At 66.2% G+C, this 18,225-nt stretch carries 12 protein-coding genes; all 12 read right to left on the minus strand.

The window, feature by feature from the left end; genetic code table 11:
• Window position 1 precedes the first annotated feature (1 nt).
• Window positions 2-1,009 carry an ATP-dependent DNA ligase gene (locus IVA98_RS10225; protein WP_247303900.1) on the minus strand — a complete coding sequence of 336 codons (1,008 nt, stop codon included), beginning with the start codon at window positions 1,007-1,009 and terminating at the stop codon, window positions 2-4.
• A gap of 145 nt (window positions 1,010-1,154) precedes the next feature.
• Window positions 1,155-1,475, minus strand: coding sequence for a thioredoxin (gene trxA, locus IVA98_RS10230; protein WP_074121876.1), 321 nt, complete (start codon window positions 1,473-1,475; stop codon window positions 1,155-1,157).
• A gap of 67 nt (window positions 1,476-1,542) precedes the next feature.
• Window positions 1,543-5,052, minus strand: a complete 3,510-nt coding sequence (addA, locus tag IVA98_RS10235) for a double-strand break repair helicase AddA (RefSeq protein ID WP_247354819.1) — start codon at window positions 5,050-5,052, stop codon at window positions 1,543-1,545.
• Window positions 5,046-8,192 carry a double-strand break repair protein AddB gene (gene addB / locus IVA98_RS10240; protein WP_247303898.1) on the minus strand — a complete coding sequence of 1,049 codons (3,147 nt, stop codon included), beginning with the start codon at window positions 8,190-8,192 and terminating at the stop codon, window positions 5,046-5,048. Before addB ends, addA begins: the two co-directional genes overlap by 7 nt.
• 223 nt (window positions 8,193-8,415) lie before the next feature.
• Window positions 8,416-9,138, minus strand: a complete 723-nt coding sequence (locus tag IVA98_RS10245; RefSeq protein ID WP_247303897.1) for a nucleotidyltransferase family protein — start codon at window positions 9,136-9,138, stop codon at window positions 8,416-8,418.
• A gap of 124 nt (window positions 9,139-9,262) precedes the next feature.
• Window positions 9,263-9,580, minus strand: a complete 318-nt coding sequence (locus IVA98_RS10250) for a PilZ domain-containing protein (protein ID WP_247303896.1) — start codon at window positions 9,578-9,580, stop codon at window positions 9,263-9,265.
• Window positions 9,581-9,667: 87 nt separating this feature from the next.
• On the minus strand, window positions 9,668-11,188 hold the full coding sequence (tsaE, locus tag IVA98_RS10255) for a tRNA (adenosine(37)-N6)-threonylcarbamoyltransferase complex ATPase subunit type 1 TsaE (protein WP_247303895.1): 1,521 nt from the start codon (window positions 11,186-11,188) through the stop codon (window positions 9,668-9,670).
• Window positions 11,185-13,689 carry a sensor histidine kinase gene (locus IVA98_RS10260; protein ID WP_247303894.1) on the minus strand — a complete coding sequence of 835 codons (2,505 nt, stop codon included), beginning with the start codon at window positions 13,687-13,689 and terminating at the stop codon, window positions 11,185-11,187. The genes tsaE and IVA98_RS10260 overlap by 4 nt, the downstream gene beginning before the upstream one ends.
• 190 nt (window positions 13,690-13,879) lie before the next feature.
• Window positions 13,880-14,338, minus strand: coding sequence for a dUTP diphosphatase (gene dut, locus IVA98_RS10265; protein ID WP_247303893.1), 459 nt, complete (start codon window positions 14,336-14,338; stop codon window positions 13,880-13,882).
• Complete coding sequence (gene coaBC, locus IVA98_RS10270) at window positions 14,335-15,789, minus strand: bifunctional phosphopantothenoylcysteine decarboxylase/phosphopantothenate--cysteine ligase CoaBC (protein WP_247303891.1); 1,455 nt, start codon at window positions 15,787-15,789, stop codon at window positions 14,335-14,337. The genes dut and coaBC overlap by 4 nt, the downstream gene beginning before the upstream one ends.
• Before the next feature lie 56 nt (window positions 15,790-15,845).
• Entirely contained in the window at window positions 15,846-17,420 is a 1,575-nt protein-coding gene (ubiB, locus tag IVA98_RS10275) for a 2-polyprenylphenol 6-hydroxylase (protein WP_247334526.1), read from the minus strand.
• Entirely contained in the window at window positions 17,417-18,178 is a 762-nt protein-coding gene (ubiE, locus tag IVA98_RS10280) for a bifunctional demethylmenaquinone methyltransferase/2-methoxy-6-polyprenyl-1,4-benzoquinol methylase UbiE (protein ID WP_247354821.1), read from the minus strand. The genes ubiB and ubiE overlap by 4 nt, the downstream gene beginning before the upstream one ends.
• Between the last annotated feature and the right edge of the window lie 47 nt (window positions 18,179-18,225).

Below are 18,225 nucleotides of genomic sequence, written 5' to 3' on the forward strand. Positions count from 1 at the left end.
TTCACTTCAATAACTTCATCGGATCGGCCACTTTCTGCGCCAACTGCTCGAATGTGCATTGCCGCGGTGCCTTGTCGGGACGCCAGCGCAGGATCGAGGTGCCGTGGCGGAAGCGTTCTCCGCTGAAATGGTCGTAGCAGACCTCGATCACCAGCTTCGGCTTGAGCGGACACCATTTGGCCGAGCGCTCGGTGGACCAGCGGCTCGGTCCGCCCGGCGCGTTGCCGGTAAAACCGGGCTCGCCAATCAATGCCTCCAGGCAATCGGTCAGCGCCGGCTTCTCCTGCGCCTTGATCGCCGAGGTGAAGCCGACATGGTGCAGCAAGCCCTTGTCGTCATAGAGCCCGAGCAGCAGCGAGCCGACCACGTTGCGGCCGCCGATCTTGTTGCTGGCATAGCGGAAGCCGCCGACAACGCAATCGGCGCTGCGAAACTTCTTGATCTTCTGCATGCCCTCGCGCGTTCCCGCCTGGTAAGGCAGGTCGACGCGCTTGGCGATGACGCCATCCGAGCCGCCGCCCGACTGCGCCAGCCATTTTTGGGCGGTGGTGTAGTTCGTCGTCGCCGGCGAGAGACGGAAAAGGCTGTTCCTCAAATGATCTTTCGCAAATGCTTCCAGGACCGGGCGCCGCTCGCTCAGCGATTTTGCGGCAAGCTGCTTCTCCTTGGCTGTTTCGAGCAGGTCGAAGACGAGGTAGAGCGCCGGCGTATCCTGCGAGAGTTTCTTCACGCGGCTTGCCGCGGGATGGATTCGTTGCAGCAATGCGTCGAAGGAAAAGCCCTTGCCGTGCGGCACGACGATCTCGCCGTCGAGCGTGAAACGATCCGCTTTCAGGCTCAGCGCGGCGGCGACGATCTCAGGAAAATAGCGCGCGAGATCCTCGCCGGACTTCGAGCGGAGATCGACGTCGCTGCCACTGCGCGCCAGCAAGCAGCGGAAGCCATCCCACTTCGGCTCGTACTGCCACTCCTTGCCGCGCGGGATCGCCTCGACCGACCTCGCCTCCATTGCTACGAGTAAGGTCGATTTTCGGGCGCGTTTTGCGGGAGGGGCTGGCAAGGGAAGGGACTCGTCCTACGCTGAACATGTCCCGTCAACGCAAAACGGCCGGCTTTCGCCGGCCGCTTTCGAAAATAATCCTGCGCGAGGCGGATCAGACCGCGGAGGTGATCCACTGCTGAAGCTTCGCCTTCGGCGCCGCGCCCACCTGGCGGGAAGCCATCTCACCGCCCTTGAAGATCATCAGGGTCGGGATCGACATGACGCCGTACTTGGACGCGGTCTTCGGACTCTCGTCGACATTGAGCTTCACGATCTTGACCTTGTCGCCCATCGCGCCGGCGATCTCGTCGAGGGCGGGCGCGATCATGCGGCAGGGGCCGCACCATTCGGCCCAGAAATCGACGACCACGGGGCCGTTCGCCTTGAGCACTTCGGTTTCGAAATCGGCGTCGGAAACCTTGCTAACGGCCATTGGAGTACCTCACTCTGTTGAAAGAATCGGCGCGACCTGGAATCGCGCTTGGGATCATGGGGTCAACCTATGAACGGCCCCTTGCCGGGTCAAGGACGCTCACACCGAGATGAAGGGATGCCAGCGCCGCGTCCAGCGCGGGGGCCGAAATCTCCATATATTCAAGGGCCTCGGTCCAGAGCAGGACGGCGCGGACCGGCTTTTGGGGATAAAGCCGCGATAGCACTGCCCGGTACAGCGCGAGCTGCCGGACATAGGCGGCGGGTGCCTCGGCCGCGCTTCCGGGCGCCGCCCGGTTGGTCTTGAAATCGACGATCAGGACCTCCTCGGGGCGAACGACCAGCCGGTCGATCTGCCCCGACACCAGCACCGGGACGCCGCCCGGCCGCTCCAATTTGCCGATGATGGCGACCTCGGCCCTGCTGCCGGCGGCAAAGACCGGGGCGAAGCGCGGCTCAGTGATCAAGGCGAGCACCTTGTCGGCCAGCGCGGCGCGGTCGGCCTCCGGCCAGTCCGGGGCATTGCGGGCCATGAAGTCCCGTGCGGCCTCGCGCCGGCGCTCGGCGGCGATATCAGGCAGGGATTGCAGCAGCCGGTGCACCAGCGTGCCGCGTTGCAGCGCCAGCGCGCGCGACTGCACCGATTCGCCTGATCGTACGCTGCGGCCCTGTTCGGCCGACTGGCCGGAGGGGCGCAGGGCATCATCGTCGACGGTCTCGCGCGGAGCCGGCGTCCGCAGCCAGCCCGGCAGCGTGATCGTCTGGCGGACCGATGCCGCCGGTGCGCCCAGTGCCACGACATCCTCCGGCCGCGAGAACCGCGTCACCTTGCCGAGCGGCGTCTCGATGACCTGCTTGTCCAGGCCCGAGCCGGCGAGACCGGTATCGACCAGATCGTACCAGCTCAGCTTGCGGACGGTCTTCATATTGCCGGGCATGCAGCCGCCGACGATCAGGCGGTCGGCCGCGCGCGTCATCGCGACATAGAGCAGGCGGCGATATTCGTCCTCGGTCTCCTCCAGCATCGCCTTGCGCGCCTCGGCGACCGGCTTCGGGTCGTCCGCCTTGCGACCGGCCCAGACCACCACCTCGCCGCCATTGCCGCGCGGCACATGGATCAGCCGCAGCCGCTGCGAGTCCGCGGGCGAGGACGTAGTGTCCACCATGAACACGACCGAAGCCTCCAGGCCCTTGGCGCCGTGCACCGTCATCACCCGCACCTCGTCGCGCGAGATTTCCATGTCGCGCTTCACCTCGGTGTCGGCCGAACGCAGCCAGGCCATGAAGCCTTGCAGCGAGGCCGGCGCCTTGCGCTCGTAGTTCAGTGCCAGCTCCAGAAATTCGTCGAGCGCATCGTTGGCCTCAAAGCCGAGCCGGCGCAGGATGCGCGCACGGCCGCCATCGCCGCCGAGCAGCCAGGCGTAGAACGCGAACGGCGTCTCCTCGCGCGCGCGTGCCTCGCAGGCTTCCAGGCGCCGCAATGCCGTGGCGAACTTCTCGCTTGTGGCTGCATGCTCGCGAAGCGCACGGCGCAGCGATCCTTTGCGATCCCAGGCGAGGGTAAAGAGGTCGTCGTCATCGAGCCCGAACAGCGGGCTCTTCAGCGCCACCGCGAGCGCGAGATCGTCCTGCGGCAGCAGCAGCGCATCGGCGAGATTCATCAGATCGATGATGGCGATGTGCTCGGTGAGCTTGAGCCGATCGGCGCCGGCGACCGGCACGTTGGCATGCTTCAGCGCCTGGATCACGGCATCGAATGCGTTGCCGCGTCGCCGCACCAGGATCAGCATGTCGCCATAGCGCAGCGGCCGGCGTTCGCCTTCGTGCCCCGTCAGCGTGCCGCTCTCGACCAGCCGCTTGATTTCGGCCTGGATGCGATGCGCGAGCTTTACTTCGGGGCTGGTGACGGCGACGCCGTCGAAGGGGGCGCGCCAGCCTTCGATGTCCTGCCGATCGTCGGCCTCCGCGAGATCCCACAGCTCGATCACGCTCGGCCCTGCATCGGCGAGGGCGTTGTGCAGGGGGTGGCCGATCTCGACCGAATGGATGCTCTTGTAGATCTGGGGATCGCGGAAGACGTGATCGACCGAGTGCAGGATCGTGGCGCCCGAGCGGAACGAATAGGTGAAGGCGACCGGGTCGAATTTCAGCCCGGCCGCGGTGAACTTGCGGTGCAGCTCGCGCCGTCGGGCATCGAATTCGTGGGGAGCCGCGCCCTGGAACGAGAAGATCGATTGCTTCTCGTCGCCGACGGCGAAGATGGTGCGGTTCAGCCCCTCCCGCGCGCCTTCGCCTGCGGTGAACTCGGAGATGATGTGCGCGACGATGTCCCATTGCCGCGGGCTGGTATCCTGGGCCTCGTCGATCAAGACGTGATCGACGCCGCGATCGAGCTTGTAATGCACCCAGCCCGCGGAGACGCGGTCCAGCATCGCCAGCGTCTTGTCGATGAGGTCGTCGTAGTCGAGCAGGCCGCGCTCCTGCTTCTCGCGGCGGTAGTTTTGGGCAGCAGCGGTCGCGATATGTAGCAGGGCCGCGGTGCGGTCGCGCATGGTCACCGCGCGGCGCTTCTCGATCAACCCGCCGAGCCGCTGCGCCTCGGCCTCGAACAGCCGGGCCACGGACGGGTTGTGATCGCAAAACTTCTTGGTCAGCACCACCTTGCGCGGCAGCTTGTCGTCGGTAAGGAAGACGCAGAGATAGGCATCGACCTGCGCGCTGCCGGAAAAGACTTTTGCTTCGCGGAGCCGGCCGGCCTGGTCCTTGTCCGACTTGCTGCCGTCCTCCAGCGCAAGCGCGATATCGTCCCAGCGCGACCGCGGCAGGAAAGGGCCGTCGAGAATCTCCATCTCGACATCCTCGATCTGGTCGCCCGCATCGACGCCCAGCACAGCCGCCATCTGTTCGACCGCCGCTCCGGCATCGCCAGCTTGGTCGGTCCAGGCCATGAAATGATCGCGGCTGAGGCACGCCTCGCGTACGACCTCCTTGAAGGTGACGTCGGCGGCGCTCGCCATTGCCGTCAACAGTGCGCGGCCGGTGACGCTCTCGGGATCGCGCGCGGCCTCCAGCAGCACCTTCAGATTGGCGCGTTCCATCATGTCGGTCTGGTCGCGCTCGTCGATCACGGCGAAGCGTGCCGGCACGTTGGCTTCGAACGGGAACTGCTGGAGCAGGCGTGTGCACAGCGCGTGAATCGTTTGCACCTTCAGCCCGCCCGGCGTTTCCAGCGCGCAGGCGAACAGCTTTCGCGCCTCGCGCCGCAGCTTTGCACTGGGATGCGGGATGCCGACCGCGCGAATGACTGCGTCGAGCGCAGCGTCGTCCAGCGTCACCCAATGGCCGAGCGTGGTGAACACGCGCTCGGCCATGTTGGCGGCCGCGGCCTTGGTGAAGGTGATGCAGAGGATCTTTTCCGGCGGCACGCCCGCGAGCAGCAGACGGATGACCCGCTGCACCAGCACATGCGTCTTGCCCGAGCCCGCGTTGGCCGACACGAAAGCCGATGCGGTCGGATCGGATGCACGCGCCTGCCGCGCGCGCACCTCGTCGGGGATGGGGCGCGGTGCCTTCACCATTCCTCGATCCCCAATCCGCCGGCCGCCGACCATTCCTTGATCCGGGCGAGATCGTCATAGGTGCCGTAGCGGTTCGCCCACATCGGCAGGTTCAGCGAGGTGTAGGCCTGGTTCTCGTCCTCGAAGGCGCGGATCAGCGCCTCCAATTTGGCGCGCGCCTCGGCCGCCGCAGTGTCTGGTGGTTGCGGCTCGTCGCCTGGCTTGAACTTGAGCTCGAGAACCCGCTCCTCGCCCGGCGGATTGTTGCCGCTGAGGCGGACATAGACGAGCTGGCTCACGGACGCGCCGGCCTCGATGTCGGGGAAGCCTCCCTCGCGCAGGATCGCAGCTTCCAGCGTGAGCTGGGGCGACAGGCCCATGCGGACCTGCTTGCCGGTGGGCGGCTGCCCGGTCTTGTAATCGAGGATGGCATAGCGGCCGCCCTGGCGCCGTTCGATGCGGTCCGCGCGCGCGGAGAGGCGGAAGCTGCGCGCGTTGTCGAGCGTGATCGAGATCTCGCCGTGGGTCTCTGCCGTGATGGCCTCGATCGCATCGCGCCGCGCCGTCTCCCATTCGCCGAACCAGCGCGCGATGCGCTGGAAACGCGGCCACCACAGCGCCCGCGCCTCGGGCCGCTCCATCAGCGGGGCAAAATGTTTTTCGCCAATCGCGCGCAGCACGCGCGCGGGATCGTCCGGCAGGCGTGCCGCATAGGTTTCCGTGAACTCGCCGAGCGCGCCATGGATTGCCGAGCCGCGGTCGGCAGCCGAGAGCGGCATGTCGACGGGATCGAGCGCATCTAATCGCAAGATGCGCTTGGCGTAGATCGTGTAGGGATCGCGCAGCCAGTCTTCGATTTCGGTGACCGACATCTTGAGCGGCCGCGTCGCGCGCGGCGGTCGCGGCTCCGGCTGCTTGATCGGCCTGACCTCGTCGGGCTGGTCCATTGCGCCGGCGAACTGCACGTATTTCTCGCCGGCGCGAACTGCCGCCTTCCAGTGATGGTCGCCCGCCACCGCCTCTAACCGGTGCAGGAAGCGCGACGCCACCGCCGGCGCGCCGCCGGCCTTGGCGGAATGGGTGAGGATCACCTCGTCGGCGCCCAGCAACTGTGCGAAGTCATGCGCGGAGAGGCCGATGCGGCGCTCCGGCAGATCGAGACCGAGCTCGTGCCGCATCGGCCGGCTGAGCCAGGGATCGATGCGTGGTGCCGGTGGCCAGACGCCCTCGATTAAGCCGCCGACGATGATGCGGTCAGCCTGCATCAGGCGCGATTCCAGGGGGCCGTAGATTTGCAGCCGCGCGCCCGGCCTATCCCGCCGCCGCACCGCGCGGTCGCCGAACGCGGTCTGGAAGACATCGGGATAGTCAGGCAACGGCACCATCAACCCGCTGGTCGTTCCGCCGCGCAGCAGATCGTCGAACGCGCTGGCGAGGGCGAGGCCCTCGCGATCCTCGAAGCCGAGCGGAATGCCCTGCTCATCGCGCGACAGCTCGATCAGGATTTCGCGATGCCGGTGCGCGAGCTCGGTGAAGTCATAAGGTTTTGATGAGGCCAGGCTCTCGATCGGCGCCAATGCGTGTCGCAAGGCATCGATCAGCGCCTGGATGCGATCGAGATCCTCCGCCTTGAGCCGCGCGCGGGGCTCCGCGCGATGGAGCGCGGAGACTTCGCTGCGCCACAGCTTTGCCAGTTCGTCGCGAAAACGGTTGAATTCGCGCAACAGGCCGGCCGTGCCGGCGGGTGGGCGTGTGCCGCGCAAGACCGCGAGCTCGAGTCCTTCGATCGCCGCCTTCCATGCGCCAGGCAGCCGGCCGAGCCGGCACAGCGGATGCTTCAGCATCGCCAGGAGCGTCGGCGGCTCCAGGCCCTTGGTCGCGGCCTCTGCCGCGAGGCGGGCAAAGACACCGGCCGATGTTTCCATCAACACGTCGCCGCCGGAATCGTCGAAGGCGAGGTCCCATCGGGTCAGCGCAGCCATTACCCGCCGCGCCAGCGCGCGATCGGGCGTCACCAGCGCCGCCGATTTGTCGAGATGCCGCGCCTCGCGCATCGCGATGGCGATCGCGAGGGCTTCCATTTCGGGGTTGGGGGCTTCTACGACCGCCAGGTTCTTCATGCCGCCGGCGATCTTTGCGGCGACATCCGGCTGCTTCAGCCGGTCATGCCAAACTTCCGTCTTGACCGAGGGCCGCATCGATTCCGATGCGAGCAGATCACGCCCGCCTTCTGCCGGCGGGTGGAGAATGTCGACGTCGCTGCGCTTGATGCCAAAACGCTGCAACAGCGCATGCATGGCATATTGCGGATGGTTCGACGCCGGATGCTCCGCGAACTTGCCGAGCGCATCGCGCACGCCGCCGATGGTGCGCCAGGCGTCCTCGTCGAGATCGGTGTCGAGGCCCGGCAGAACCACCGCGCCATGCGGCAGCAATGCGACCGCATGGAGGAATTTAGCGGTGGCCGGCATCGAGCCGGTTGAACCGGCCGCGATCACCGGCCCGTTCGGATGCGCGGTCAGCCGCCTGGCTTCCGCCGCGATGAGGAGATCGCGCCGTGCCGCCGGCTCGATCCGTTTGATCTCGGCGAGGTGGCCGGGCCAGGCAACGCGCGCGATGCGCAAAAATTCGAGCGAGTGCTGCCAATAGCGGTCGAGATTATCAGGCACGAGCCCATCGAGCGCGCTCCAGTCGACACCGCGCGTCACCATATCGTCGATCAGCCGTGCAAGATCGGACGCCAATGCAAGCGTCGAGGCGGGGCCGCCGACCACCAGCGGGGACAGCACCGGGCGCTTGGCCCAGGCCGCCACCAGTTGCGCCAGTGTCAGCCGCCGTTCGAGCTCGCCGAGCCGGGGCGGAATGTCGAGCGGCGTCGTGCCGGAGAACTGTTCGCCCTGGTCGGCGAAGGCGAGCTCGTCCTCGTCGATGTCGCCGAGTGCGACGATGCGCGGCAGCACCACAGCATCCGCCTTCATCTCGTCGAGGAAGATCTCGCGGACCACGCGCATCGCGCGTCGGGTCGGCAGGTACAGAGTCGCATCCGCAAGCCGCGCCGGTTCTTTGCGCGCTTCGAAGCCTTCGACCAGCCGGCCGTCGAGCAGGCTCGCGACGACAGTGCGCAGGAACGGAACTGAGATGGGAATGCTGAAAACGCGCATGGGCTGCCTGATTCGATCAGGCGCCAATATAGGCAGACAAGGTCAAATGGTCATGGGTCCGGTGAGGATCTTCCCCGCTGTTCGCTGCACCAAGACAGTGTCATCATCCGCGACAGCGGATGATCCAGTATTCCAGAGACGCCGGTTGCAAGAACCTCGCCGCCGCGGCGCACGGGATGCCCCGCCTTCGCGGGGGCATGGAAGTGGTGCAAGTGGCTAAGTCTTACGCCACGCTCTCCAGAAACGCCTCTTCAGCTGCATGCACCGCATCAGGCGTGCCGACATGCATCCAGACGCCGTCGAGCCGCAGGCCGAACAGCCGCTCCTGCTCGTTGGCGCGATCGAACATTTTTGTCAGCGAGAACTCGCCCCTGGGCGCATCGGCAAAGATCGCGGGCGACATGATCGCGGCGCCGGCATAGACGAACGGAACGACCTCCTTTTCCTTGCGCTTGCGCAAGGCCCCGTCGGGCAGCATGCCGTAATCGCCGCGGCCGCTATAGCCGATGCTGGTTGCGGTCGGCGCCATCAGCAGCAGAATGTCCATGCGCGCGGGGTCGAAGTTTTCCGCAAGCCGCGTCAGGTTCGAGCGCACGCCGTCGATCCACAGCGTGTCGGAATTGACGTGGAAGAACGGCGCATCGCCGAGCAGCGGCAGCGCCTTGACGACGCCGCCGCCGGTGCCGAGCACCTGGTTGCGTTCGTCGGAGATGGTCACGCGCGGATGCTGGCGCGATGCGGTGTGATTTATGATCTGGTCCGGCAGATAGTGCACGTTGACCACCGCCTCGGTCACGCCGGCATGGCCGAGCTTGTCGAGCACGTGGTCGAGCAGCGGCTGGCCAGCCACCGGCACCATCGGCTTCGGCATCTTGTCCGTCAACGGGCGCATGCGCAGGCCGAACCCTGCGGCAAGCACCATGGCTTTGGTCGGTTTGACGGACATTCTTCGCTTTCTCAAATCCCTCGATTTCGCTTTCGCGGCAATCCTAGCATGAGCCTCGGCCAGCCGCACCGCATCCCAACCGCCTTAATCGCCCGTCGTGACGGTTGTACGACGGGTGTTGCCGTCACGCCCCGATGGCTGTGGAGCGCACCTTTCTCTTCTTGTCGCCGAGCTTGAGGAAATTGACGCCGATCTGGTCGCCATTGACCCAGGCCAGCTCGCAGCGCCGGTACGCAAGTCCGGTGGACGACAGCAGGAGAAAAAATTCCTTCAGGTGCAGGCCTTCGACCGAGCCGTCGATGGTCAGCTTGGCGCCGGTGTCGGAAACGTCCTCCATGGTGCAATCACGCCGCCAGGTGCCGTCGATGCCCATCATCTGGGCCGGAACCCCGCGCTCGAAAACGACCCGGTTATTGCCGCGCTGATCCGCTTTCGCCGTCATCACCCTTGCTCCAGCCCCGTAACGATCCGGCTGCCTCGCGGCCAGAATAGCGACATCTTGGCTAACGGCTGGTAAATCGGACGCGGATCAGGGTTGCGGCGGCGGGACGTTGGCGAGATACCAGTCGCGCAAAGAGCCGAGCGCGGGATGCGCCAGCGAGCGCTGGAGATAGGTCCAGATCCGCGGCTGGTGACGCAGATAATGCGGCTTGCCATCGCGGCGATTCAGCCGGGCGAAGGTGCCGAGCAGGCGGGTGTTCCGCTGCGCCGACATGATGGCGTAGAGCTCGGCGAAGCCGGCGGCGTCGAAGCTTGCGTCATTGGCGCGGCGTGCCTTGATATAGCGCGACAGCAGCGTCAGCTCGAGGCTTTCGGGCACGTCGATGCGGGCGTCCTGGAGCAACGACACCACATCGTAGGATTTCGGTCCAAGCACGGTGTCCTGGAAATCGATCACGCCGACGCGTTCGATGCCGCTGCGATTCCCAAGCCAGATCAGATTGGGCGAGTGGTAGTCGCGGATGATCCACGTCCGCGGCGCCGCCAAGGGCTTCTTCAGCAGCTCGCGCCACATCGCGAGAAACTCGGCGCGCGCCTCTTGGCTGAGCGGAGCATTGCGATCGGGCAGATACCATTCCGGCATCAGGCCGATCTCGATCAGCAGCGCCTCGGCGTCGAAGATCGGTATCTCGTAGCTCTGACCGGCGAGCGGCAAGGTTTCCGGCAGCGTCCTGCTGTGCAGCATGGCCAGCACATCGATCGCAGCCTCATAGCGTTCGGGAATCGGGCGCGGCGGATCGCCTTCGATCACGCCTTCGCTGCCGAAATCTTCGGTGATCAGAAAGCCGTGGTCGAGATCGGAATGGTGGATCGCAGGCGCAGAGATTCCCTGTGCACGCAGGCCTTCGTCGATGGCGACAAAGGGCTTTACATTTTCGGCGAGATGCACTGCGGCGCTGTAGGATTTTCCGCCATAAAGGGCCGCGCCGTCGGGGCGCTGCGGAAAGTTCATGAGAATGACGCTCTCGCCGTCGCGCCGCAGCCGCGCATAAGAGCGGGTCGAGGCATCGCCGGCCATGCGCCGACGCGTCGCATCGAGATAGCCGGAGACGTCGAGGAATTCGCGCAGCGCCTTCAGTCGCACGACTTGCGCGGCGCCCTTGCCGTAACCGGTGATGTCGGCCGCGCGCGCATTCGAGCCCAGCGCCGGCCGGTGCGTCAGCGCGATGTCGATGCGGTCTTCGGGCATCGCCGACGGCGCACGCTCTGGCCATTCGATCAGAACGAGGGTTGCGTCGGGCAGCGGCGACAGCCCGATCTCCTCGAGCTCGCTCTCGTCCTCGACGCGGTAGAGGTCAGCATGCATCACGGGGAAGGGCGGCAGCTCGTAGCCCTGCACCAGCGTGAAGGTCGGGCTCGGAACCTCCAGCGTCTCGTCACCGGCGAGATAGCGGATCAGGGCGCGCGCGGCTGCGGTCTTGCCGGCACCGAGATCGCCAGTGAGCGTGACGGCGTCGCCGGGGCCGACCAGCAGCGCGAGGTCGGCCATCAATTGCGCGGTAGCCGTCTCGTTGTGGAGCGCGACCGAGAATGTGGTTGCTTCGGTCATTCGGCGGCGTCGCGATGCGCCGCCTGGTCGGTCGGGAAGTCGCAGATCACGACCGTGCCCCGGCCGACGATCGAGTCCACCCGAACTTTGCCGCCATGCAGCTCGACGAAGGAGCGCACCAGCGAAAGGCCGAGCCCGGCGCCGCGGTGACGCGAGCCCTGCGAGCGGCTTTCGAACCAGTTGAACACCTTGTCCTTCATGTCGGCAGGTATTCCAGGCCCTGAATCTGTCACGGTGAAGACCACGCTGCGCTCGGTGCGGCGTGCGCTGATGCCGACGGTGGAATCCTGTGGAGAAAACCCGACTGCGTTGGCAAGGAGGTTATAGAGCACCTGCACCACGCGCTTCTCGTCGCCGATGAAGCTGCCGATGTCGGGCGCGATCTCGACCTTGAGGCGGATGCGGTCAGTGGCGAGGCGGTCCTGGATACCCTCGGCCGCGAGCTCGATGGCCTTGCTGACGTCGACCGGGCCGAGTTCCAGCTTCATCGCGCCGGCGTCGATGGTGGCGAGATCGAGGATGTTGTTGGTCAGCGCCAGCAACGCATTGGTCGATTTGGTGACGTAGTCGAGATATTCGGCCTGCTTCGGCGTCAGCGGTCCGGTCGAGGGATCGCTGAGGAAGTGCGCGAAGCCGATGATGGTGGTGAGCGGCGAGCGCAGCTCGTAGGAGACGTGGTGGACGAAATCCACCTTCATCTGGTCGGCGGCCTCCAACGCCTCGTTGCGCTCGCGCAGCGCGCGTTCGACATTTTCGGTGTCGGTGATGTCCTGGAACGTCAGCATGGTCGCGCCGTCATGCAGCGGGCGGATCATGCCATCGAGCACGCTGCCGTCCTTGCGTTCCAGCTTCAGCGGCACGTCGGCGCGGTTCTCGATCGAGGTGATGGCTTCGCGGATCTGGCGCCAGACCACGGGATTGTCGTAGAGCTGATGACACCAGGCTTCGACCGTCTGGATGTGCGGCTCGTCGCGCATGGCATCGCTGGACAGCTTCCACATCCGGACAAAGGCCGGATTGAACAGCTGCGCCTTGCCGTTGCTGCCGAACACCGCGACGCCTTCCGCGAGGCTGTCCAGCGTCTCGCGCTGAACCCGGATCATGCCGTCGAAGCGGCGGGCGAGCTCGAGGCTCTCGGTGACGTCGTCGAACAGATAGGTGACGCCGCCTTCGGGGTTCGGCGTGGTGACGACCGAAAGCGCGCGGCCGTCGGGAAGGTACCAGGTGTCCTTGGCGGTCTCGACCGCGCGATAGGCTTCGTGCAGCTTGGCCTTCCAGGCGCGGAAGTCCGGCTGCTCCGGCAATTTGCGCGCGGCGCGGAGCTGGTCGAGCACACTGGAATCATCAGGGTTGGCGTCGAGGAAGGTGCGGTCGAGGTCCCACAGCCGCCGATAGGAATCGTTGTAGAAGGCGAGGCGCCGCTGGCCATCGAACACGGCAACGCCCGAGGAGAGCTGGTCCAGCGTGCGGCGATGCGCTTCCGCCATGCGTACGAGGGCCGAGCTCAGCGCGTCTGCCTCGCTGGCATCGATGGCGACGCCGACACTGCCGCTGCCGACATTGACCGCGCGCACGTCATACATGCGCCGCTCACCACCGATCACGATCGGCAGCCGCGAGGTGAAGTTGGCGGCGTCCTTCAGCCCCCGGTCCATCGCGGTGCGGTTGGCGCTGTCGAGCAGCTCGAGCTTGCGCTCCTGGGCATCGATGATGCTGTTCGCCTCAGTCGCTCGGACATAGGCGGGGTTGGCGTAGGTCAGTGCGCCATTCTCCCCCTTGGCCCAGATCGGCCAGGGTGCTGCGGCGGCGAAGCCACGCAGCATCTCGGTCTCGTCGGAGAGCGCCTTGTAACGCAGATTGGTCTCGGCCAGATCGCGCCGGAGCCCGGAGAGTTCGCGAATCCGGACAATGGCCTGGCCGCCGATGGCGCGGCCGATGGCCTCGAGCGTGTGGCCATGCGCAGTCGTCAGCGTCAGTTGGAACCCATCGCCGCGCTCGCGCAGCGCATCGACCGCATGATCCATCTGGAGCGCGGGTTCCGGCGGCAGCCAGGTTCCGAATGCGAGCACGCGTTGCGGCGAGGAATCGCGCGGCAGCACCATGGAGATGTCACCGGAAATCTGCGCGCGATTGTCGCCGGCCGCCCAGGAGATCAGGATCTGCGGCTCGGCGAACAGCAGGGCGCCGAAGCGATCGGCCTGAAGTTGCAGTTCCCCGATTCGCGCGCGCAGCCGCGCCTCGTTCTTCGCCGTGCGCACGCGCGTGCGCATCAACAGGATCGCGGCCATCACCGAGAAGCCGAGCAGGGCCAGCGCAGTGGCGAGCACCGCGAGTTCCTGCCGGTTGAAATCCAGCATGATGGAGAGAGTGTCGACGAGGTCGGCGGCCTCAGCCGGCGCAGCCGGCAGCAGCGCCGCCAAAGCGCCTCCCAACAAGCCGTTGCGCACCAACGATGTGCACGACAGCAGCGTCCGACGCATCGACACGATCACGCCTGACATAGTTGCCCCAAGATCGCACGGATTTGCGCGCGACGACCCCCGTCGCGCGCGAATCAAAAGACAATACCCTCACCGTGACTCCGCCGGTAAGAGTCCAGATCGTGAACGCAAAGGCGGCCCCCCAAAAATGCCGGGCACGTTGTTCCAACGCACGTAGTTCCTCGGGTGATTCGGCCGGAGCTATCGTGCCTTAGCGGCCGGTCGAGCCGAACCCGCCGGCGCCGCGATCGGTCGCCGACAAGGTGGCGACGGGAACCAGCGCGGCCTGCACCACGGGCGCGATCACCATCTGGGCGATGCGCTCGCCGCGCTTGATCACGAAGGGGGCCTGGCCATGATTGATCAGGATCACCTTGATCTCGCCGCGATAGTCCGCGTCGATCGTGCCGGGCGAGTTCAGCACGGTGACGCCGTGCTTGGCCGCAAGCCCCGAGCGCGGCCGCACCTGCGCCTCGTGCCCGGGCGGCAAGGCGATCGCGAGGCCCGTCGGTACCGGCGCATATTGACCGGGCGCGAGCGTCAAGGGCTCGCTGTCCGGAACCGCAGCCATCAGGTCAAGGCCGGCGGCCTCGGCGGTCTGATAGGCCGGCGGCGGCAGGCCGTCGGCATGCGCGAGGCGTTGCAGTTCGACCGTGACTTTCGTGCTCAAGATGCCGGCTCCCGGGATTTGTCGGTCACGGTCTTTGCGACATGCGCGACCAGTTCGATGGCGACCTGTTCCTTGGTCATCACCGGCCAGGAATCAACTGCAAACTCGCCGTCCTTTGCGCCATTCTTGCGGCTGATCAGGTGCACGGTGTTGCGATCGCCGCCCATCACGCCGGTGGCCGGCGAGACGTCGTTGGCGACGATCCAGTCGCAGCCCTTGCGGGCAAGTTTTGATTTGGCGTTCTCAATGAGATGCTCGGTCTCGGCGGCAAAGCCGATCACCAGCGGCGGGCGCTTGTCGGCCAGCTTGGAGATGGTAGCGAGGATGTCGGGGTTTTCGACGAGCTGAAGCGGTGGCATGCCGGCCGAGGTCTTCTTCAGCTTCTGTTCGCCCTGGTTGGCGACGCGCCAGTCGGCGACCGCGGCGGCGAAGATCGCGACGTCGACGGGAAGCGCCGCCTGCACCTGCTCCAGCATCTGCTGTGCCGATTCCACATGCTTCACCGTCACGCCTTGGGGGTCGTCGAGGTCGACCGGACCGCTCACCAAAATCACCTCGGCGCCCGCGGCCTGCGCGGCGGCGGCAATGGCAAAGCCCTGCTTGCCGGAGGAGCGGTTGGCGATGTAGCGCACCGGATCGATCGGCTCATGCGTGGGACCTGCGGTGATGAGCACGCGCTTGCCGGCGAGCGGGCGCGGCACCGGCGGCCGCAGCAGCCGCTCGGCGGCATTGGCGATCTCGATGGCTTCCGACATACGGCCGATGCCGGCCTCGCCGGCTTCCGCCATCTCGCCGGAATTGGGTCCGGTCAACACCGCACCGTCGCGCTGAAGCTGCGCGACGTTGCGGCGTGTCGCCGCGTTGCTCCACATCAGCGGATTCATCGCCGGCGCCAGCAGCACCTTGCGATTGGTGGCGAGGAGGACGGCGCTGGCGAGATCATCGGCGTGACCATTTGCCATCTTGGCCAGGAGGTCGGCGGTCGCCGGCGCCACCACGATCAGGTCGCAGTCGCGCGCCAGCCGTATATGGCCGGCGTCGAACTCGCTCTGCGGGTCGAACAGGTCGGTGTAGACGCGCTCATGCGACAGCGCGCTCACCGCCAGCGGCGTGACGAATTGCTGCGCCGCCTTGGTCAGCACGCAGCGAACCTCGACGCGGCGTTCCTTCAGCCGGCGGATCAGGTCGAGCGATTTATAGGCCGCGATGCCGCCGCCGATGATCAGGGTGACGCTGGCCTCGGGAACGGCGCCGGTACGTTGCGGTGTCGGAGCTGAGGATGATGCCGCAGGTGGGACCGCAAACGGCGTCAGCGGCTCCTCGCGGCCCTCGATCAACTCCCGCAGGATGACCCGGACCTCTTCCTCGACCGACCTGCGGTTCTTGGCCGAGCGCAGCCGCAGATAGGTTTTGACGGCGTCGTCGAGCTTGCGGATGGTCAGGCTTGCCATGACGCCCTCCAACACGGAATGATCGCGATGCTATCATTCGTGTGATTGCAGTGCAATCATAGATTCCGGACGGCGATCAGGATGCCGATGAAGGTCGCGGCGATGATCCAGAGCGCCACGGTGCGCCAGCGGTTCTTGCGGCCCTCGCTGCGCCCCATCGCCGCGATGCTCTCCGGCGACAGCCTTATGCCGTCCCGCGTCATGGTCTCGAGCTGCTCCAGCACCTTCACCGACCGCTCGGCAATCTCCGGCAGCCGCATCAGCACCCGCGCAATGTCCCCGGTCCCCGCCAGCGCGCCCTGGACCCGGCCGATCGGACCGAGGTTGCGCTCGATCCATTCGCGCACCACGGGATCGGCAACCTTCCAGATATCCAGCTTGGGATCGAAAGCGCGCGCCACGCCCTCGACCACGACCATGGTCTTCTGAAGCAGGATCAGCTCGGGCCGCGTCGTCATGTCGAACAGGCCGGTGACCTCGAGCAGCAGCGTCAGCAGCCGCGCCATCGAGATTTCCTCGGCGGTGCGGTTGTGGATCGGCTCACCGATGGCGCGGATCGCTTGCGCGAAGTTCTCGACCGAATGATGCGCGGGCACATAGCCGGCTTCGAAATGCACCTCGGCGACGCGGCGGTAGTCGCGGGTGATGAAGCCGAGCAGGATCTCGGCGAGGAAGCGCCGCTCCTTCATGCCGAGCCGGCCCATGATGCCGAAATCGACTGCGACGAGACGGCCGGCATCGTCCAGGAACAGATTGCCCGGATGCATGTCGGCGTGGAAGAAGCCGTCGCGTAGCGCGTGCCGCAAAAAGCTTTGGATCACCTTGCGGCCGAGATCGGGCAGGTCGACCTGCGCCTCCGCAAGGCGCTTGTGGTCGTTCAGCGCGATGCCGTCGATCCACTCCAGCGTCAGCACGTTGTGTGTGGTGCGGTCCCAGTCGACGGTCGGCACGCGGAAGTCAGGATCGTCGCGCGTGTTCTCCGCCATCTCCGACAGCGCGGCGGCTTCGAGCCGGAGGTCCATCTCCATCGCGACCGAACGCGACATGGTGTTGATGACTTCGACGAGGCGCAGGCGCCGCGCCTCGGCCGAATAGGCTTCGGCCTTGTGCGCGACGAAGAAAAAGTCGGAGAGGTCGCGGCGGAAACGTGCGGCGACATTGGGCCGGAGCACCTTGATCGCCACCGGCCTACGGATGCCGCCCCGCAAGACCTCGCCGCGATGCACCTGTGCGATCGAGGCGGCGGCGACCGGCGGGCCGAAGCTTGCAAACACATCTTTCAGCGGCCGTTCCAGCGATATCGTGATCGTGGCTTCCGCTTCGGCTTGCGAAAACGGCGGCAGGCGGTCCTGGAGGCTTTCGAGGTCGCGCGCGATGATGACGCCGACGACGTCGGGGCGCGTTGCCAGGAACTGCCCGAGCTTGAGATAGGCCGGGCCCATGCGGGTGAGGGCGCGCGATATCCTTGGGCCGTGCTTGACGCCGCGCCGCTCGATGAGGCGCGCAAGCTTCAGCGCGAGTTGCCCGGGCGGCGGCACCAGGCTCGGATCGACCGAACCGAACACGCCCTCGCGCGCGAACACGAACGCGGCGCGGATCAGGCGCGAAATGTGGGTGATGGCAGAGATCACAAACGCCAGCCTGAATGCAGTGCGACGATACCGCCGGTGAGTGTCTGCCAGCTGACGCGAGAAAAGCCGGCGTCGCGGATCATGTCGGCGAAGGCGCCGGGCTTTGGAAACTTGCGGATCGATTCGACGAGGTACTGGTAGGACTCGGCGTCGCCCGTGACCATGCGGCCAAGCGGCGGGATCACCTTGAACGAGAACAAGTCGTAGAGGCGATCGAGCCCGGGCATGTCGACGGTCGAGAACTCCAGGCACAGGAAGCGGCTGCCCGGCTTCAGCACCCGATAGGCCTCGCGCAGCGCCAGATCGATCCGCGGCACGTTGCGAATGCCGAAAGCGATCGTGTATGCGTCGAAGCTGCGATCGACAAAGGCGAGTGCTTCGGCGTTGCCCTCAACAAAATCGACCTGAGTCTCGAGATGCCGCTTGGAAGCGCGCTCGCGGCCGACGGCCAGCATGTCGGTGTTGATGTCGCAGACGGTGGCGTGGAAGCCAGCGCCTGCCGCCTTGGCGGCGCGGAACGAGATGTCGCCGGTGCCGCCGGCGACGTCGAGCAGTGCGAACGGCCGCTCGCTCCTCGGCGGGTCGAGCGCGTTGATCATGATGTCCTTCCAGACCCGGTGCAGGCCACCGGACATCAGATCGTTCATCAGATCATAGCGCGCGGCCACGCTGTGAAACACGTCGTTCACCAGCGTCTGCTTGTCTCCCAAGGGCACGTCCCTGAAGCCAAAATGCGTGGTTTCGCCCGGCCGATCCATTACTCTACTCCACTGGCGGACCATAGCGCGCCCGTCGCAATGGCGCT

Origin of the sequence: Bradyrhizobium sp. 160 (assembly GCF_023073735.1) — a bacterium.
GTDB lineage: Bacteria > Pseudomonadota > Alphaproteobacteria > Rhizobiales > Xanthobacteraceae > Bradyrhizobium.